The following is an 18,325-nucleotide window of genomic DNA, read 5'->3' on the forward strand; positions in this document are numbered from 1 at the left end:
GGGTCAGTCCCTCTCCAGTCCGGCGCCGACCGGCGTGACCCGCCGGGGGGTTTCCAGCGGGCACTCGTCCCAGGCGGAGCGGCCGTCGCGCAGCCGCAGCAGGAGGACCAGCGGCCCCGGCGGCCGCTCCCGCAGCACGGTGGTGAAGTACCCCTCGGCCCCGGCCAGCCGGTGCTCGCCGGTCGGCAGTACGAGCAGCACGCTCTCGGCGTGCGGCAGGCGGTAGTCGATCCGCAGGCCGTCGGCGACCGGCTCGACCAGGCAGCGCCCGTCCACGAGGGCGGTTCGGCCCGGGTCGTCCAGGAGGACGGCGAGTTCGGCGCAGCGGGCGAAGTCGGCCCTGGCGTACGCGGCGGCGAACAGCTGCTCCAGCGCGGTCCGGTCCACCGCCGGCACACATCTGCGGTAGTTCGCCAGGTCACCGCGGTCGAGCGCCGATTCGGCGATCTCGCGCCGGTGGGTGACCCAGTCGGTGTCGGCCAGGCTCTCGAACCAGCCGTACCCGGCGGCCCGCTCCGGCGTCAGTCCGGGCAGGACTCCGGCGGCGGCGGCCGCGAAGGTCGCCAGCCGGGTGGTGGCGGCCTTGCGCCAGGTGAAACGGCGGGCGAGCGCACGGGAGTTGTCGGAGAGGCGGCGGTACTCGGCCGGGTCCTCGCGGTGGATCCGGGCGGCCTCCAGGATCCGGTCCGCCAGGGCGGCGGCGAGCAGCGGGTCGTCCTCGGTGAACGAGCGGGGGACGGCGAAGCCGGTGGCGTCCGGGTGTTCGCGCGGCAGCTGGTGCCGGTAGTGGGTGGTGACCTCCTGTGCGGTGCCGATCGGCACCGCGCCGCAGGCCATCAGCTGTCCCTGGGCGATCAGGAAGGAGTCCAGCTCGAACTTGGACGGGAAGAGGCAGAAGTCGGCCGCCACGGCCTCCCGGTGGAGCACGTCCTCACCGGCCATGGACCAGTCCAGCCGGACCCGCCCGGGGTGACGGTTCGCGACCTCCTCGAAGAAGGGGTCGCCGACCGGGCTGACCACGCCGTCCCCGCCGGCCGCGACGGCGCAGCGGACGACGAAGTTGACGTCCGGGTCGACGGCGAGCACGGCGTCGATCGCCCGGAACAGTTCGACCTGCCCCTTGTGGTGCACGGAGAAGCGGGCCACGTGGTAGAAGGTCGGCAGGGCCGGGTCCAGCCCGCGGGCGGTGAGCAGTCGCGCGCGGTCGGCCCCGGCCGGGTCGCGGGCCAGCCAGCCGTCGGGCACGGCGCAGCCGCCGACGAACTGGCGGGCCGCCGACTCCCGGACGATCCGCGCGACGGTCAGGTCCTGGAAGGCGCGTTCGAAGGGCGTGTCCCGGAAGGTGGAGTAGAAGTCCAGCTGACCGGGGGTGAGGAAGTCCAGCAGGTCGCAGTTGGCGGCGACGAGCGCGTAGTAGCCGATGCCGTCGGCGGTGGGGCGGTCGGCCAGGTGGGTGCTCGGCAGCTGGGAGGTCATCGCCGCGGCGAGCCCGCCGGTGGCCGGCGGGTCGGCGAGCGCGTCCAGGTCGGCGTCGGTGTCGAACAGTTCCAGCAGCCGCTCCAGCTGCGGCCGGTGGACCTGCTGGTTGATCGGCATGTTGCTGGCCAGGGTGCTGACCACCAGGAAGCGCGGGTCGGTGCGCAGCACCGGCGGCAGCAGGTAGTGGTAATACGGCTCGTAGGCCTGCACCACCGCGGGCTCCGCGCCCAGGTCGAGGTGGGCGCGCAGGAAGCGCAGGCCGGAGACCTGGAAGACGAGCGGCTTGAAGAAGGCCAGGTCGTGGCCCTCGCTGGTGCGGGCCGGGTAGATCCGCTCGGGCAGCAGGTCGAGGTACTCGTCGGACAGGAAGTAGATGTCGACGCCCTCGTGCCGGAGCCGGTGGGCGCGGGTGGTGAGCCGCAGTTCGAGCTCGGCGGGGTGGCCGGGCCAGACGGCGCGGTCGAGTACCAGCGGCACGGTGTGCCGGTCGACGTGGTCCAGTTCCTCCAGCTCGTAGTGGGCCCTGAGGTGTTCGAGGCAGCCGTGCGCCGGGGTGATCACGGAGACGCGGTGGCCCTGGTCGGCGAACTCGCGGGCCAGGTTCCACACCAGTGAGGCGAGGCCGCCACGCATGAGGCGGATGTCGAAGCCCACGCTCTCGAAGGCGAATTTGACGATGTGCACCGCCGGGTCCTCTCTGTCGTCGCGTCGGTCGTGCTGTCTCAGGCCTCGCCGGGGGCGTGCAGCGTGAGCAGGGTGTGCGCGGCCAGGGTGGCGGCGTCGGTGATCCGTCCGGACCGGACGAGGGCGCGCCATTCGTCCGGATCGGCCCAGCGCTGGACCATGTCCGCCTCGGAGGCCTCCCGCTCCGGCTCCCCCGCCGTCAGCTGTTCCGCCAGGAAGACGTGGCAGCCCTGGCTGGAGTAGCCGTAGGCGACGTGCAGCCGGCCCAGGTAGGTCATCCGGGCGGCCCGCAGGCCGGTCTCCTCGCGCAGTTCGGCGCGGGCCAGGTGGAGCGGGGCCGCGCCGTGGTGGCCCTCGGGCCAGGAGCCCTGCGGGAACTCCCAGTACCGGCCGCCGGCCGGGTAGCGGTACTGCTCCACCAGGTGCACCCGGCCGTCCTGGCGGGGGACGACCAGGGCGTAGTCGGGTTTGTCGACCACCCCGTATCGGCCGGCGCTGCCGTCGGCCCGTTCGATGTCGTCCTCGCGGACGGTCATCCACGGGTTGCGGTAGACCTCGCGGGAGCGGACGGTGCGGATCACGGGTTGTCCTCCAGCAGGGCTCGGGTGCCCTCGGCGACTCCGCGCACCCGCAGGCCGTGGGCGGCCAGGAAGCCGGCCAGCCGGTCGCTGGTCAGGCAGGTGTTGGTGGGGCGGCTGGCGTAGCGGCCGGCGGCCTTGGGCACCTTGCGGACCAGCGCGCGGGGCACGCCGAGGCCGTCGGCGACGGCCTCGGCCCAGGCTGCCCGGGAGATCCGGTCGGGGCCGCCCAGGTGCAGCAGCGGGGGCGCCGCGCCGGCCAGCGCGGCGGCGGTGACGGCGGCGACGTCCTCGACCAGGACGGGTGTCGTCCACTGGTCGTCCGGGGCCTCCACCGGCTCGCCCCGGCGCAGGCTGTGGGCGCAGGCCGAGAAGAAGTTGAGCCACTTCCCGGCGTCGGCCGGCTCCCAGCCGTAGACCAGGCTGACCCGCAGCACGGTGGCGCCGGGTGTGCGTCCGACGATCTGCTCGGCCCGGAGCTTGGCCCGGCCGTAGGCGTTCGCGGGGGTGGTGGGCGCGTTCTCGTCGTTGGCCGGCGAGCTGCCGTCGAAGACGTTGTCGGTGGAGATCAGCACCGTCCGGCAGCCGGGTGCGGCGGCCGTGAGGTTGGCCGCCGCGGCCGTGTGCAGGTCGGCGGCGCGTTCGGGGTTGGCCTCGCACCAGGTCACGTCGGAGGGGCCGTGCACGAGCACCAGCCGGTCCGGGCGGACCTGCTGCACCACCCGGGCGCAGGACCGGGCGTCGGCCGCGTCGAGCGCCACCCAGGGGGCGGGCGGGGCGGTGAGCGGGTGCCGGGAGGCCAGCACGGGGCGGTCGCCGGAGGCGGCCAGCCGGGTGGCGACGGCGCGTCCGACGAAGCCGCTGCCGACGATCAGGGTGCGGGTCACCGGGCGGCCACCGCCTGCCGGGCGGTGCCGCGGGCGGTGAGCAGCCGGCCGGCGCCGATCAGCCCGTGGTCGTCGTCCGGCTCGCCGAGGACGACCATCCGGCCGATCTCCTCGGCGCTCAGGCCGAAGCAGCCGAGCCGTCGGAGCTCCTCGGTGAGCAGTTCGACGAAGCGCGGGCCGACGGCCAGGGCGAAGCCGCCCATCAGGACGTAGCGCCGTACGCCGATCGAGGCGAAGACCGAGGTGATCGCGGAGGCGAGGTGGGCGAGGCCGCCCCGCAGCACGGCGGTGGCGAACGCGTCGCCGGCGCGGACGGCGGCGACCAGGGCGCGGTTGTCGAGCCGCGCGGGGTCGGGCGCGTCCTGCGCGAGCCGGGAGCCGGCGTAGCCGGCCGGGTCGGCGAGGGCCGCGCGGCGGGCGGCGGCCTGCATGCCGCGGCCCGAGGCGATGGCGCCGAGGTGGCCGCGTCCGCCGCAGTCGCAGCGCGGCGCCCGCGGGGACGGGTCGCTCGTCCAGTGGCCGAGCTCGCCGCCGTGCCCCTCGGAGTCGAGCAGCACCTCCCCGGCGCGGTAGACCTTGCTGCCGATCCCGGAGCTGACGGTGATCAGGCAGAACGGCTGCCGGCCCTCGGTGGCGACGTACCGCCAGACGGCGGCCGTCAGGTCGTTGACGACGACGACCGGGAGGCCGAGCCGCTCCTCCAGCAGCAGGCGCAGCGGCAGCGGTTCGCCGCGGCCGCCCCAGACGGTGGGGGCGGTCATCACCCGGCCGTCGGCCGTGACGGGGCCCGCGAAGGCGAGCGCCAGGGCGCTGCTGCGGTGGCGCCGCACGGCCCGGCCGGCCAGTTCGGACAGTTGCGCGACGATCCGGTCCTGCAGTTCGGGCACCGGCGCGCCGGGGTGACGGTCCATGCCCTCGGTGGGGGTGCGGCGGATGTCGGTGAGCGCGTCGGTGGCGGTGTCGTAGCGGGCGATCCGCAGGGTGGTTCCGCCGAGGTCGGCGACGGTGAAGGCGGACTCAGACACGGGCCCCTCCCCGGGCGTACTCCATGGGCTGCACGTAGCCGTCCTCCAGGACGACCGCCGAGTCGATCTCGGCTCCCGCGGGCACGCTCGCGCCGGGCAGCAGGACGCTGCGGCGCACCACCGCCCCGGCGCCGATCCGCACGCCCGGGAAGGCGACGCTGTGCTCGATCCGGCCGTGGTTGGCCAGGTCGGCGGGCACCACGCTGCGCTCGACGCCCGGGGCCCGGACGACCAGGCCGCGCGCCGTCGCGGGCCGGACCGTGAGCGGCAGCCGGTCGAGGGGCAGGGTCGGGCCGTCCCCCACCATGGCCAGGTGGGCCCGGTGGTAGCGCTCGACGGTGCCGATGTCCTCCCAGTGCCCGGGGACTTCGTAACCGAGGATCCGCTCGCCCCCGGCGAGCATGGCGGGGATGACGTCGCGGCTGATGTCGTGCTGCCAGTCGGTGCCGTCGAGGTGTTCCAGGTAGCGGTGCAGCACCGTCGCGTCGAAGACGCAGAAGGCGGCGAACACCAGGTCGCTGGTCGGCTCGGCGGGCTTCTCCACGAAGCCGGTCAGCCGCCCGGCGGCGTCGAACTCGACCATCCCGAAGAGGTGGACGAAGCGGCGTTCGATCCGCTGGTAGGCCACGGTGAGCGCGGCACCGGTGCGGCGGTGCCGCTCGATCAGCGGGCGGTAGTCGAAGCGGTAGACGTGGTCCGCGTGCAGCACCAGCACCTCGCTGGTGCCGGGGCCGAAGACGTAGCGGGCCTTGCGGATCAGCGCGTCCGCGGTGCCCCGCTCCGGCGGCCCGTCGGGGCGGACGAGCGCGCTCGCCCCGCCCTCGCGGTACGCCCGGTCGTAGGGGCCGAAGTGCACCCGGAAGCCGGGGCGCCACCACGTCCGGTGCAGGTCGTCCATCAGCTGCTTCTCCTCGTACTGGGAGAGCAGCAGCACCTCGCCCAGACCGGAGGCGGCGGCGTTGGCGAGCGAGAAGTCGATCAGGCGGCAGGCGCCGCCGAAGGGCACCAGCGGCTTGAGCCGGCCGTGGCCGAGCCGGCCCATCCGGCGGCCCTCGCCGCCGGCCAGCAGGACGGTGCGCACGGAGTCAGCCATGTCGGATCACGTCCCAGGTCGCGCGGCCGGTGGTGAGGGTGAGCAGGAAGTGCAGGTCCTCGCCGGGGGCCGGCAGCGGGCAGGTGAACACGTCGCCGCTGCGGTCGAGCTGGTGCACGATCACCTGCCGGCGGCCCGGTCCCGGCGGGGCGAGCCGGACCAGTTCGACCCGCTCGGCGTGCGGCAGCCGGTAGACGATCGAGCCGTCCTCGACGGTGCAGCGCCCGTCCAGCCTGGCGCGCAGCGCCGGGTCGCGGTCCGCGGTCGGCTCGCAGCGGACGAAGTCGGCGCGGGCCCAGGCCGCTTCGAACAGGGCGCGGTCGGTCGCCGGGTCCGGTTGCTGGCAGCGCCGGTGGGCCTCGGCGTCGCCGAGCCGGGCGGCGGCCTCGGCCACCGCGGCCCGGTCGCTCTCGTACGCCTCGTCCGGCAGCAGGTCGAACCAGCCGTGCCGGAGCACGCGGTCCAGGCCCAGCTCCGGCGAGCGTCCCTCCCAGAGCGGGGTGAAGGCCGCCACGTGCAGGTCGGCGGCGTGACTCCAGGTGAACCGCCGGGCGTTGGCGACCGCGTTGGCGCGCAGCCGGCGGTACTCCTCCGGCCGCTCGCGCAGCAGTGCCGCGGCCTGGTGGATGCGCCGGGCGAGGGCGTCGGCGAGCAGGGGGTCGTCCTCGGCGAACGAGCGGTTGACGGCGAAGCCGGTGGCCCGCTCGGCCTCGGGGCCGGCCAGCGGGTCGGCGACGTGTCCGAAGTGCGCCATGCCGCGCTGGGCGGTGGCGATCGGCACCGCGCCCGCGGCCATCGCCTCGCCCTGGGCGATCAGGAAGGTGTCCATCTCGAACTTGGACGGGAAGAGGCAGAAGTCCGAGGACGCCGCGTACTCGACGATCCGCCGCTCGTCGACGCGCTGCCACTCCAGGTGCACGCGGCCCTCGTGGCGTCGCACCACGTCGTGGACGTAGGGGTCGTCGATCCCGGAGTCGCTGATGCAGCGCAGCACGAAGTTGGCGTCCAGGCCCTCGTTCAGGACCCGGTCGACGGCGCGGAACAGTTCGACCTGCCCCTTGTGGTTCACCGCGTAGCGCGCGTTGTGGAAGAAGGTCGGCCGGGCGGGGTCGAGCCCGAGCCCGCCCAGCACGGCGGCCCGGTCGACGGCGGGCGGCTCGCCGGTGGTCCAGGTGTCGCCGACGGCGCAGCCGCCGACGAAGCTCTTGTGGGCGTTGCGGCGCACCGTGTCGTGGATCGGCAGCCGGGTGAAGAGCTGTTCGAAGGGGGTGTCGGCGAAGTCGGTGTAGAACTCCAGGTGGCCGGGTGAGAGGAAGTCGACCAGGTCGGCGTGGTCGGCCACCAGGTCGTACACCCGGACGTGCCCCGGGCCGTACTCGTAGTGCAGGTGCGTGAGCTGCTGGTAGCCGCTCATCACCTGCTCGTGCTCGGTGAGCGGGTGTCCGGCGTCCTCGGCGGGCAGCTCGACCCCGGCGCCGAGGAACTCCAGCAGCCGTTCCACCTTCGGGCGGTAGACCTTCTTGGTGATCGGCATGTTGCTCTGCACGGTGCCCACCACCAGCTTGTCCGGGTCGTGGCGGAACGCCGCGGGCATCAGGTAGTGGTAGTACGGCTCGTGGGCGTGCAGGACGGCCTTCTCCTCGGCGAACCGCTCGCGCACGAAGCGGATGCTGTCCACCTGGTAGGCGAGCGGTTTGAAGAAGACCAGGTCGTGGCCCTTGCTCTGGTAGGGCGGGTAGAACCGGTCGGGCAGTTCGTCGAGCAGCCGGTTGGAGAGGAAGTAGAGGTCGACGCCGTCCAGGCGCAGCAGGTGCGCGGTGGTGGTCAGCGGGATCCGCACCTCGGCGGGGAAGCGCTCGCCCCAGGTCTGCGGGTCGAGGACGAGGGGCAGCTCGTACTCGTCCCGGTAGTCCAGGGTCTCCAGGTCGTGGAGGCGCCGCAGGTCGTCCAGCCGGCCGTGGGCCGGGGTGACGATGGAGACGCGGTGGCCGCGGTCGGCCAGCGCCTTGGAGAGGTTCCAGAGGTAGACGGAGGTGCCGCCCTGGATGAGGCGGTGGTCGAAGCCGCCGCACTCGAAGTAGGTCTCGATGATGTGCACGGGTGTCAGTCCTTCGCCGCGGAGGCGGGGAGGCGGGCGGCCTCCACGGCGTGCCGCAGGTTGATCGCCGCGTGGTAGGCGCGGTCGTGGGCGTACGCGTAGTCGAGTTCGTGGACGAGGCGGCGCAGCCGCAGCAGCCGCCAGGCGGGGTGGCCGGCCAGCGGCCGGCCGTCGGTGATCAGCAGGTCGCCGGTGCGGGCCGCCCAGAGCCGGGCGGCGGACGCGAGCCGGGCCAGCTCGGCGACGTGCCGGGGGGTCCAGCCGGGGGTGTCCGGCGCCGCGCCGGCGGCGAGCAGCAGCGCCGTCCGGCAGGTGTCCTCGGGGTCCGTCCGGAGCGTCCGGGCCGCGTGGTCGGCCAGCTCGTCGGCGGTGAAGATCTCCAGGCCGCGTTGCAGGGCGGCGAGGTCCTGCCAGGGCGACTGCGCGGTGGACGGGTCGGCCGGGTCTGTCTCCGGGGTGGAGAGGTCGATCACGCACAGCTCCCAGCTGCCGTCCGCGCGCTCGCGGCGCAGCAGGTGGGACAGGTGCAGGTCGCCGTGGCAGGGGCCGGCCGGCCAGGGCCGCGGTGGCAGGGCGGCGATCCGCGCCAGCTCGCGGTCGAGACCGGCGGCGGCGGCCTGCCGGACGGCGACGGGGAAGCGGTCGTCGTCGAGGATCAGCGGGCGCAGCGCGGCGGTCCGCCCGGCGGTCTCGGCGAGGAAGTCGCTCGCCGGGAACTCCGGGTGCGGGCCGAGCCGTTCGGCCAGGTCCCGGTGGAACTCGTGCAGGAACCGGCCGGTCGCGCGCAGCGGCCCGGCCAGGGCGCGCTGGGAGTCGGCGACGGCGTCCTCCGGGTCGGCGCCGGCGTGCAGGAGGGGCCACATGGCGCGGATCGCGGCGCTCAGCGGAACGTTCAGGCCGTCGCCGTCGACGTAGCGGTAGAGCACGCCGAGCGGCTCCCGGCGGCCGGTGGCGGTCTCCACGTAGGCGTAGTCGCCGGCCGGCTGCTGGGTCCGGCCGCCCGGCGCCATCAGGCGGAGCAGCTCGGGCTCGCGGGTGCCGACGCCGATCCGCCGGTACGTCTTGTGGGCGTGCGCGGCGCCGCCGAGATCGAGCAGCGAGAGCGCGTTGGAGGACCAGCCCGGGTCGAACGGCAGCCGGCCGCGGTACTCGGCGGGGTCGCCGCGGAACTCGATCAGGTTGCCCCGGGCGGTGGGCAGCCGCAGGCCGTCCCGCAGGGCCCGGACGACCAGTTCGTCGTACTCGGGGGTGCGGTCGGCGCCGCGGCCGGGGTCGTCGTCCATGACGGGCACGAACCAGCGGCCGGTGCGCTCGCCGGCGGGGGCGACGATCAGCAGGCGGACGGTCTCCAGCGTGGCCTGGTCCAGGAGTTCGAACCGCCCGGCGCGGCGGCCGGTCTCGTCGATCCAGGAGGCCCGGCGCAGGAGGTCGACCGTGGCCGGCGGAAGGCTGCCGAGCAGCAGGGTGTCCATGTTCAGCTCCCGGTCATCTCGTAGCGGTCGACGCCCCGGTGCCACACCAGCAGGGCGAGTGCCGCCAGGGCGGCGGTCACCACCGGCAGCCAGCGCAGCAGGTCCGTCGCTCCGAAGAGCAGGTAGGACGCGGGGGCGTAGGCGGTGAAGGCGTAGGGCAGCAGGCAGGTGAGCAGCCACCGCAGGGAGGGGTGGTACAGGTCGAGGGGGTAGCCGGCGAAGTCGCCCAGCTGGTTGGCGGCGTACAGGGCCGGGAAGCTGTTGGTGGTCCAGAAGGACAGCGCGGCGAACGCCGTCTTGATCGAGGCGAGGATCAGGGCGCCGCACAGCACCAGCAGCGGGACGAGCAGCAGCCGGCCGGCGCTCGGGCCGAGGTCCAGCTGGTCGGCGGCGTACCAGGTGATGGCCACGCCGGTGACCAGCTCGCCGAAGCCGTCCGGGTAGAGGAAGCGTTCGGACAGCAGCGCGTACAGCGGGTGGACCGGCCGGATCAGGTACCGGTAGAACTCGCCGGACTGCACCAGGCGCCGTGCCAGGATCCACAGTTGGTCGGTGAACAGCCGGTCCAGGCCGCGCGGGAGGAGCGAGAACCCCAGCAGGAACAGCACCTGGTGGAAGTTCCATCCCGCGATCAACGGGACCTGCCGGAACACCATCCCGACCACGGCGAGCTGGCCGCCCACCCGGAGCAGCAGGCCGCCCGCCCCGAGGGCGAAGTCCATCCGGTACTCGGTCAGCCGGTGCAGGCTGACGGCGCTCAGGTACCAGGTCAGCCGGGTGTAGCGGGCCGCGGTGGTGAACGCGCTCATCCGCCCAGCACCTCCACCCTGCGAACGGCCCCGCGCCAGGCGAGGGCGGCCAGGGCGGTCAGGCCGACGGCCCAGCCGGCCTGACCGGCCAGGATCCCGGCGGCCTCGGCGGGCCCCCCGTAGTGGCCGAGCAGCAGCCGCAGCGGTCCGTCGACCAGGGCCTGGAACGGCAGCAGGTGCGCGACGGCGGCCAGCGGCCCCGGCATCAGGGCGAGCGGCACGACCTGGCCGGCGAAGAACGCCACCACGCTGTCCTTGACGATCCGCACGCCCCAGATGTTGGTGGTGACGAAGCCGGCCAGGCCGACCAGCAGGTTCACCCCGAACCCGATCACCAGCGAGAGCCCGGCGGACAGCGCGAACAGCAGCCCGCCCGCCCAGCTCGGCGCGGACAGCGGCAGCAGCAGCGCGTACAGCAGCACCACCGGGACGGCGACCGTCCCGGCGTTGACCAGGGAGACCGGCAGACCGGCGGCGAACCGCGCCAGCGGGTAGCTGACCGGGCGCAGCAGCGAGACCGCGATGTCGCCGCGCTGGACCTCCCCGGCCACCTCCTCGTCCACCCGGCTGGCCTGGAGCAGCGCCAGCATCTGGGCGAGCAGCACGTACGTGGTCAGCTCGGGCAGGTCGTACCCGCCGGGCAGGCCGCCGGTGCGGCCCGCGTACACCGCGCGCCAGAGGAAGACCTGGAGGCCGACGGCCGTGGTCGCGGTGACCGCGTTGATCACGAAGGTCGAGCGGTACTGCAGCAGGCCCTGCAGGCCGGCGGCGGCGAACGGGGTGTAGCGGCGCCAGGTGACGGCGAGCGGGGAGCGGCGGTGCCAGGTGGCGGCGGCCGTCACAGCAGCGCCTCCCGGGGCTCGGCCCGGCCGGTGTAGATCCGGCGGAGCACCGTTTCGAGGTCGGGCTCGGGGGCGACGCAGTCGGTGACGTCGAAGTGCTCCAGCAGGAAGCCCATCACCTCCCGGGCGGACGAGTGCCGGGTCGGGTACTCGACCCGGATCCGTCCGCCCTCGACCGGCCGGGCGGTCACGCCCGGCAGCCTGTCCTCGATCATCGCGATCGCCTGGGCCGGCGCGGGCCAGCCCTGGTGCTCGAAGACGACCGCCCGGGTGTCGGCGGCGCGCAGCAGCTCGTGCACGGTGCCCTGGTGCACCACCTCGCCCCGGTTGACGACCAGGACCTGGTCGCAGATCGAGGTGATGTCGCCGATGTCGTGGCTGGTGAGCATGACGGTCGTGCCGAGTTCGGCGTTGACCCGGTTGACCAGTTCGCGCACGGCCCCCTTCAGGACCAGGTCCAGACCGACGGTCGGCTCGTCGAGGAACACGACGGCCGGATCGTGCAGCAGGCTCGCGGCCACCTCGGCGCGCATCCGCTGGCCGAGGCTCAGCTGCCGCACGGGAGTGCTGCCGAGGGCGTCGAGGTCGAGCAGCTCGCGGTAGAGCGCCATGTTGCGCCGGTAGACCGGGGCGGGGATCTCGTGGATGCGGCGCAGGATCCGGAAGGAGTCCGGGACCGGGAGGTCCCACCAGAGCTGGCTCCGCTGGCCGAACACCACGCCGATGTTGGCGGCGTTGCGGCGGCGCTCCCGGTACGGCTCCAGGCCGGCCACCAGGCAGCGGCCGGAGGTCGGGTTCATGATCCCGGTCAGCATCTTGACGGTGGTGGACTTGCCCGCGCCGTTGGCGCCGATGTAGGCGGCCCTGGCGCCGGCCGGGATCTCGAAGGAGACCCCGGAGACGGCGCGCACCAGGCGGTGCTCCCGGCTGAACAGCGTGCCGAGGCTGCCGAGCAGGCCGGGCCTGCGCTCGTAGACCTTGAACTCCTTGACCAGGTTCTCCGCGACGATCACCGGCCGGCCTCCGTGACCTGCTCCAGGGCGCGCCCGAGCAGGGTGATGCCCTCCTCCAGGAGCGCCCGGTCGATGGTGAACGGCGGGGCGAGCCGGATGATGTGGCCGCCGAGCGAGGTGCGCAGTCCGAGGTCGAGGGCGGCGAGGTAGACGGCGCGGGCGATCTCGGGCGCGGGCTCCCGGCTCTCCCGGCTGCGGACGAACTCCAGCCCGTGCAGCAGTCCGAGCCCCCGGACGTCGCCCAGGACCTCGAACCGGGACTTGAGTTCGGCCAGCCGGTCGTCGAGCAGCGCGCCGAGGGTACGGACGTTCTCGATCAGGGTGTCGCGGGCCACCACCTGCAGCGTGGCCTTCGCGGCGGCGATGCCCAGCGGGTTGTTGGCGTAGGTGGAGGCGGTGGAGCCGGCCCCGGCCGCCCGCGGGTGGCGCAGCACCTCCGCGCGTCCGGCCAGGACGGCGAACGGGAAGCCCGAGGCCATGCCCTTGGAGAGGGCGACCAGGTCGGGCTGGACGCCGAAGCGCTCGCTCGCCAGGAAGCTGCCGGTGCGACCGCCGCCGGTGAGGACCTCGTCGGCGACCAGCATGACCCCGTTCTGCCGGGCGCTGTCGGCGATCTGCTCCCAGTAGCCGGGTGGCGGCACGATGACTCCGGCCGCGCCGAGCACCGGCTCGAAGACCAGCGCCGACACGTTGGACTTCTCGGTGATGTGCCGCCGGACCAGCGAGGCGCACCGCACCCCGCAGGAGGGGTACTCCAGTTCGAGCGGGCAGCGGTAGCAGTACGGCGAGTAGCCGAGGATGCTGTTGCCGGCGTGGGCCTGGTTGCCGATGTCCCAGTGCACCAGCATCCGGGCGCCCTGGGTCTTGCCGTGGAAGCCGTGGCGCAGCGCGCCGATCCGGTTGCGGCCGGGGTCGGCGACGGCCTGCACGGCGCGCAGCGCGGCCTCGACGACCTCGGCCCCGGTCGAGAAGAAGCCGTAGGTGTCGAGCTGTTCGGGCAGCAGGCGGGCGAGCAGCTCGCACAGCTCGGCCCGGTCGGCGGTGGCGAAGTCGTGGACGTTCCACAGCCGGCCGGCCTGCTCGGTGAGCGCCGCGACCACCTCGGGGTGGCAGTGGCCGAGCGACTGGGTGAGGGTTCCGGCGGCGAGGTCGATGTACTGGTCGCCGTCGAGGTCGGTGAGGACGGCGCCGCTGCCCTCGACGAACACCCGGCGCCCGAGGGCGGACTCCTCCGAGGCTCCCGGCGCGAGGCGGACGGCCTCCCGGGCCAGCAGCTCGCTCTGGCGCGGGCCGGTCACCGGGCGCCGCCCATCGGGCCGACCTCGAAGACGAGCAGCTGGAGGTCCTCGTCCGAGGCGTTGGCGAGGCCGTGCTCGCCGTACGCGCGGTTGGGGACGACGTCCCCGGCCCGGACCTCGAACTCCTCGCCGTCCAGGGTCATCAGGCCCCGGCCGGACAGGATCACGTAGGTCTCCTCGTCGTCGGCGTGGCGGTGCAGGCCGATCGAGGTGCGGGGCGGCAGCACCACCAGGTCGATGAAGGCGACGGGGGCCGGGGCGCTCTCGCCGTGGTAGGCCCGGTGGGCGAGGATCGTGCCGGCACCCCCGTGGTCGGCGTTCACCCCTCGGAGCAGGCCCTCGTGCAGGTTGGACACCCGGCTGCGGGTCACACCACGGGCCGGCGGCGGTTCGGCGGGACTCATCTCGGTGCGGGCTCCTGTCGGGGACGGGACGGACGGGGCGGACAGGGCGGACAGGGCGGACAGAGCGGACGGGACGGACGGGGCGGACGGGGCGTCCGTCGGCGGGCCGGGTTCAGTGCGCGACGGCGAGCGGACCGGGGAGGGTTCCCGACCGGACGGCCAGGGCGTCCAGCGCCTCCTCCAGCGCGGCGGCCGGGATGTCCTCCAGGTCGTCGACGAAGACCGCGGAGCCGATGCCGTCGGGCACCACCAGGTGCAGCCGGCGCCCGCGCCGCTCCCAGGACGCTCTCAGGGCCCGCTGCATCAGCTCGGGCGTGCAGGTCTGCGGGTCGTGCACCGGAAGGCCGAGGCGGGAGATCAGGCGGACGATCCGCTCGCAGTCCTCGGCGCCGATCACGCCGAGCACGCGGGCGAGTTCGCTGGAGATCGCCATGTCGACGGCCACCGACTCGCCGTGGGCGATCCGGTAGTCACTGGCCGTCTCGATCACCGGCCCGAAGGTGTGCCCGAAGTCGACCAGCCGCGCCAGGTCGTTCTCGCGGAGGTTCGGGCAGAGCTCCTCCATCATCAGCGCCATGGAGGTGCGCAGTACGTAGTCCTCGACGCCGCGCCCACCGTCGGCGGCCAGCCACGAGGGGGGCGGGCAGGGCTGCCGGAAGACCTCCGGGCACTCCTCCAGGGCGCGGAACAGCCGCGCGTCCTTGATGACCGCCATCTTGGCGATCTCCCCCAGCCCGCAACGGATCTGGCGCGCGGGCAGGGTCCGGAGGAAGGCCGGATCGTTGATCGACGCGTGCGCCGGGTGGTACGACCCGAGCATGTTCTTGGTGCCGAGGGCGTTGACCCCGGTCTTGACGCCGACGCCGACGTCGACCTGGCCCACCAGGGTGGTGTTGACCTTGATGTAGCGCACGCCCCGGCAGTAGACGGCCGCCGCGAACCCCACCGTGTCGCAGGTGACGCCGCCGCCGACAGCGATCATCACGCCGCGCCGGTCCAGCCCGGCGGCCTTGGCCTCCGCGCAGATCCGCTCGACGGAGTCCATGGTCTTCTGTGCCTCGCCGCCGCCGATCACCACCACGCTCCAACTGCCCGGCGCCAGACGCTCGGCCAGGTAGCGGCGTAGCTGTTCGCCGTAGAGCCGGTCCACGGACGGGCCGAGGAAGGCGATCACCCGGCGCCCTTCGCAGTACTCGGCCAGCAGCGGGTTCCCCGGTGCGAACACGCCGTCGGTGAGGTCGACGCGGTACGAAGTCCCCTCCGGTGCGCGGAGCGCGAAGCCCCCGTCGTCGGCCCGCACCCCGTGCCCGGCCCATGCTGTCTGCTCCGCCACAACGCTCCTCGGATCGGCCGGTCCCTGACCGGACGTGCCGTCAACTGCGGTAACGGGCCAGAGTTAAACAGTTGATAGCCAGATATGGCAAGGATCTTCAGAAACTTGCAGCAATCTCTTGCAGCGGCTTGGGGCCGGTGCGAGCATCGAGGCTCCGCCACCCGAGGAGTCCTCAGATGACCGCACCCATGACGGCGCCGGCCCCCGCACGCACACGTTCGGACTGGTGGGAGGACGCCGTCATCTACCAGGTCTATCCGCGCAGCTTCGCCGACAGCGACGGCGACGGCTGCGGGGACCTGAACGGAATCCGCGACCGTCTGGGCCACCTGCGGGAGCTGGGTGCCGACGCGCTCTGGATCTCGCCGTTCTACACCTCACCGCAGGCCGACGGCGGCTACGACGTGGCGGACTACCGAGCCGTCGACCCGGTGTACGGCACGGTCGGCGACGCCGACGCGCTGATCACCGACGCGCACGCCCTCGGCCTGCGGGTGATCGTCGACGTGGTCCCCAACCACTGCTCGGACCAGCACCCGTGGTTCCTGCAGGCACTGCGCGAGGGCGCCGGCTCCCCGCTGCGGTCCCGGTTCCACTTCCGCCCCGGCCGCGGCCACGGCGGCGAGGAGCCGCCGAACGACTGGATCTCCCTGTTCGGCGGCCCCGCCTGGACGAGGACCACCGAACCCGACAGCACCCCGGGCGAGTGGTACCTGCACCTCTTCGCCGCCCAACAGCCCGACCTCAACTGGGACTCCACCGCCGTCCAGGACGAGTTCCGGTCCATCCTGCGGTTCTGGCTGGACCTCGGCGTGGACGGATTCCGGGTCGACGTCGCGCACGGCCTGGTCAAGGCCCCGGGCCTGCCCGACCTCGGACGCTACGAACAGCTCGGGCTCCTCGGCGAAACGTCGGTGCCGTACTTCGACCAGGACGGCGTCCACGAGATCTACCGGTCCTGGCGCGGCCTGCTGGAGGAGTACCCGGGCCAGCGGATCGCGGTGGCGGAGGCCTGGTCCCGGACCCTGGACCGCACCGCCCGCTACGTCCGCCCCGGCGAGCTCCACCAGGCCTTCAACTTCAAGTTCATGAACGCGCCCTGGGACGACGTCCGGCTGCGCGAACTGATCACGATGTCCTTGGCCGCCATGGGCACCGTCGACGCCCCCACCACCTGGACGCTCTCGAACCACGACGTCATCCGGCACACCACCCGGTACGCGGAGGGCGACCCGGCCCGCGGCCTGCGCCGGGCCCGGGCCGCCGCGCTGCTGATGCTCGCGCTCCCCGGCTCCGCGTACCTCTACCAGGGTGAGGAACTGGGACTCCCCGAGGTCACCGACATCCCCGACGAGGTCCGCCGGGACCCGGCGTTCCACCGCGCCGACGGCGGCCACGGCATGCGCGACGGCTGCCGGGTCCCGCTCCCCTGGTCCGGCACCCGGGCCCCGTACGGCTTCGGCCCCGTGCCCGGCGGCCCCTCCTGGCTGCCGCAGCCCCCCGAGTGGGCCGACCTCAGCGTCGAGGCGCAGACCGGCGATCCGCGATCCGTCCTGGAGCTGTACCGCAGCGCGCTGCGCCTGCGCCGGACCCACCCCGCGCTCGGCGCCGGCCGGTCCGTCGAATGGCTGGACCTGGCACCCGGGGTGCTCGCGTTCCGGCGCGACAGCGACCAGGGCGCCGTGGTCTGCGCCGTCAACACCACCGGCGCACCGGTCCGCGTCACCGACGGCGGACTCGGTGCCCTCCTGCTCTGCTCGGCCGAACCACCGGTCACCGAGCACCCCGGCGAGGTGCTGCTGGCAGCCGACAGCACCGGCTGGTGGCTGGCCGGCTGACGAGCGGCCCCGGGGCTTCCCACCGCCGTCACTCTATCGGCGACGCCAGAGCTTGTCATCGGATCGATGACGCGCTACAAAGGTGTCAGGTGAAGCGCACTGGCCCCCTGATCCTTCTGGAGGTGTTTCGCGATGCTGATGCGCACCGACCCGTTCCGCGAACTGGACCGTCTGACCCAGCAGTTCCTGAACACGACCGGCACCTGGTCGCGTCCGACCCCGATGCCGCTGGACGCCTACCGCACCGGCGACGAGTACGTGATGTGCTTCGACCTGCCGGGTGTGAGCCCGGACGCGATCGACATCGACGTCGAGCGGAACATGCTCACCGTCAAGGCCGAGCGCCGTCCCCGCCCCGAGGGCGACGACGTGAAGTGGGAGCTGTCCGAGCGCCCGCTCGGGATCTTCTCCCGCCAGGTGATGCTCTCGGACACCCTCGACCCGGCCGGGATCAGCGCCGACTACGACGCGGGCGTGCTGACCCTCAGGATCCCGGTCGCCGAGAAGGCCAAGCCCCGCAAGATCGCCATCGGCCACAGCGGCGCCCCGAAGCAGATCCAGGCCTGACCCGCACCCCCGGAGCCGTTCCGGGCCGCCCCGCCCCCTCTCCCCCGCGGGGCGGCCCGGACGACCTCGCTACGACCTCCTCCTCGGCCGCCCCGCACCACGGCACCGCCCCTGATGACACGTCCCGCACCGCGCGGGCCCCTCTCCCCCGGAAGGCCACCGTCATGACCCGGCACCGCCACCTGATCCAGCAGGTCCGCGCCCTGGGCCGCTACCCCACCGACGAGGAAGCCGAGCGCGTCCTCACCGCGGTCCTCACCGTCCTCGGCTCCCAGCTCACCGGCGAGGAACGCTGCGACCTCGCCGCGGCGCTTCCCGAGCGGGCCCGCGCCCTCTTCGCCGCCCAGATCCCCCTTCCCGAACCGGTCACCGCCCCCGCCTTCGTCGAAGCCGTCGCCCGCAACCTGGGCACCAGCCTCACCGCCGCCCGCTGGGACACGTCCTCCGTCCTGGCCGCCCTCGGCGACCTCGCCGACGACCGGCTCACCGACCGCCTCCTCACCCACCTGCCCCGCGGCTACGCACTGCTGTTCGGCCGCGCGGACCTGACGATCGCCGCCTGAGCGGCCCCGCGCGCCCAGGCGTCCCCGCCCGACCGGGCGCCCGTTCCGGAAGCTCGACCTGCCGCCCGGAGTCGCCGTGCGCGGACCAACGGCGGCCGGTCAGAGGTCGGCCCGGCCGCCGCGGACCACGCAGGAGGCACTGTTCTCCCAGCCCCACCCGTCACCGTCGGGGTCGGAGGAAGCGCTCACGCAGTACGGGTAGCCGCTCGGCGCCCTGGTCGGCAGCGGGGGCGGGGTACTGCCGGTGTCGGCCCGGCCGCCGCGGACCACGCAGGAGGCACTGTTCTCCCAGCCCCACCCGTCACCGTCGGGGTCGGAGGAAGCGCTCACGCAGTACGGGTA

General features: G+C 73.8%; 17 protein-coding genes. 3 read left to right on the plus strand and 14 right to left on the minus strand.

Annotation, left to right across the window (positions count from 1 at the left end):
* Positions 1 to 3: 3 nt before the first annotated feature.
* From ACFWA9_RS12950 to ACFWA9_RS13010, 13 genes are all read right to left on the minus strand, one after another.
* Entirely contained in the window at positions 4 to 2,163 is a 2,160-nt protein-coding gene (locus tag ACFWA9_RS12950) for a glycogen/starch synthase (protein ID WP_380386331.1), read from the minus strand.
* A 38-nt stretch (positions 2,164 to 2,201) separates the two neighbouring features.
* Positions 2,202 to 2,744, minus strand: a complete 543-nt coding sequence (locus tag ACFWA9_RS12955) for an NUDIX domain-containing protein (protein WP_380386334.1) — start codon at positions 2,742 to 2,744, stop codon at positions 2,202 to 2,204.
* Positions 2,741 to 3,628, minus strand: a complete 888-nt coding sequence (locus ACFWA9_RS12960) for a sugar nucleotide-binding protein (protein WP_380386337.1) — start codon at positions 3,626 to 3,628, stop codon at positions 2,741 to 2,743. The genes ACFWA9_RS12955 and ACFWA9_RS12960 overlap by 4 nt, the downstream gene beginning before the upstream one ends.
* A complete protein-coding gene (locus tag ACFWA9_RS12965) occupies positions 3,625 to 4,653 on the minus strand; it encodes an ROK family protein (RefSeq protein WP_380386340.1) in 1,029 nt (342 codons plus the stop codon). Before ACFWA9_RS12965 ends, ACFWA9_RS12960 begins: the two co-directional genes overlap by 4 nt.
* Complete coding sequence (locus tag ACFWA9_RS12970; RefSeq protein ID WP_352292710.1) at positions 4,646 to 5,746, minus strand: sugar phosphate nucleotidyltransferase; 1,101 nt, start codon at positions 5,744 to 5,746, stop codon at positions 4,646 to 4,648. The genes ACFWA9_RS12965 and ACFWA9_RS12970 overlap by 8 nt, the downstream gene beginning before the upstream one ends.
* The gene (locus ACFWA9_RS12975; RefSeq protein WP_329485288.1) at positions 5,739 to 7,844 is read right to left on the minus strand and encodes a glycosyltransferase; all 2,106 of its coding nucleotides are present in this window, start codon (positions 7,842 to 7,844) and stop codon (positions 5,739 to 5,741) included. The genes ACFWA9_RS12970 and ACFWA9_RS12975 overlap by 8 nt, the downstream gene beginning before the upstream one ends.
* A gap of 5 nt (positions 7,845 to 7,849) precedes the next feature.
* Positions 7,850 to 9,316, minus strand: a complete 1,467-nt coding sequence (locus ACFWA9_RS12980; RefSeq protein ID WP_380386345.1) for a hypothetical protein — start codon at positions 9,314 to 9,316, stop codon at positions 7,850 to 7,852.
* A 2-nt stretch (positions 9,317 to 9,318) separates the two neighbouring features.
* Positions 9,319 to 10,125, minus strand: coding sequence for an ABC transporter permease (locus tag ACFWA9_RS12985; RefSeq protein ID WP_380386348.1), 807 nt, complete (start codon positions 10,123 to 10,125; stop codon positions 9,319 to 9,321).
* Positions 10,122 to 10,967, minus strand: coding sequence for an ABC transporter permease (locus ACFWA9_RS12990; RefSeq protein WP_380386351.1), 846 nt, complete (start codon positions 10,965 to 10,967; stop codon positions 10,122 to 10,124). Before ACFWA9_RS12990 ends, ACFWA9_RS12985 begins: the two co-directional genes overlap by 4 nt.
* Positions 10,964 to 11,980 carry an ATP-binding cassette domain-containing protein gene (locus ACFWA9_RS12995; RefSeq protein ID WP_380386354.1) on the minus strand — a complete coding sequence of 339 codons (1,017 nt, stop codon included), beginning with the start codon at positions 11,978 to 11,980 and terminating at the stop codon, positions 10,964 to 10,966. Before ACFWA9_RS12995 ends, ACFWA9_RS12990 begins: the two co-directional genes overlap by 4 nt.
* Positions 11,977 to 13,278 carry an aspartate aminotransferase family protein gene (locus tag ACFWA9_RS13000; protein ID WP_380386357.1) on the minus strand — a complete coding sequence of 434 codons (1,302 nt, stop codon included), beginning with the start codon at positions 13,276 to 13,278 and terminating at the stop codon, positions 11,977 to 11,979. Before ACFWA9_RS13000 ends, ACFWA9_RS12995 begins: the two co-directional genes overlap by 4 nt.
* Positions 13,275 to 13,682, minus strand: coding sequence for a cupin domain-containing protein (locus tag ACFWA9_RS13005; protein WP_329485294.1), 408 nt, complete (start codon positions 13,680 to 13,682; stop codon positions 13,275 to 13,277). The genes ACFWA9_RS13000 and ACFWA9_RS13005 overlap by 4 nt, the downstream gene beginning before the upstream one ends.
* Positions 13,683 to 13,794: 112 nt before the next feature.
* Positions 13,795 to 15,015, minus strand: coding sequence for a sedoheptulose 7-phosphate cyclase (locus ACFWA9_RS13010; protein WP_380386360.1), 1,221 nt, complete (start codon positions 15,013 to 15,015; stop codon positions 13,795 to 13,797).
* Between the two features lie 176 nt (positions 15,016 to 15,191).
* Here ACFWA9_RS13010 and ACFWA9_RS13015 point away from each other — a divergent pair, with 176 nt between their 5' ends.
* The 3 genes from ACFWA9_RS13015 to ACFWA9_RS13025 all read left to right on the plus strand — a co-directional run bounded on the left by ACFWA9_RS13015 (position 15,192) and on the right by ACFWA9_RS13025 (position 17,983).
* Positions 15,192 to 16,853 carry a glycoside hydrolase family 13 protein gene (locus ACFWA9_RS13015; RefSeq protein ID WP_380386363.1) on the plus strand — a complete coding sequence of 554 codons (1,662 nt, stop codon included), beginning with the start codon at positions 15,192 to 15,194 and terminating at the stop codon, positions 16,851 to 16,853.
* A gap of 132 nt (positions 16,854 to 16,985) precedes the next feature.
* Positions 16,986 to 17,420: an Hsp20/alpha crystallin family protein gene (locus ACFWA9_RS13020; RefSeq protein WP_352292694.1), complete on the plus strand. Its 435-nt coding sequence runs from the start codon at positions 16,986 to 16,988 to the stop codon at positions 17,418 to 17,420.
* 164 nt (positions 17,421 to 17,584) lie between these two features.
* The gene (locus ACFWA9_RS13025) at positions 17,585 to 17,983 is read left to right on the plus strand and encodes a DUF2267 domain-containing protein (protein ID WP_352292692.1); all 399 of its coding nucleotides are present in this window, start codon (positions 17,585 to 17,587) and stop codon (positions 17,981 to 17,983) included.
* Between the two features lie 99 nt (positions 17,984 to 18,082).
* Here ACFWA9_RS13025 and ACFWA9_RS13030 read toward each other — a convergent pair.
* A partial coding sequence (locus ACFWA9_RS13030; RefSeq protein WP_380386367.1) for a carbohydrate-binding domain-containing protein occupies positions 18,083 to 18,325 on the minus strand: 243 nt, incomplete at its 5' end.

The sequence above is a fragment of the Kitasatospora sp. NPDC059973 genome, assembly GCF_042737525.1.
GTDB lineage: Bacteria > Actinomycetota > Actinomycetes > Streptomycetales > Streptomycetaceae > Kitasatospora.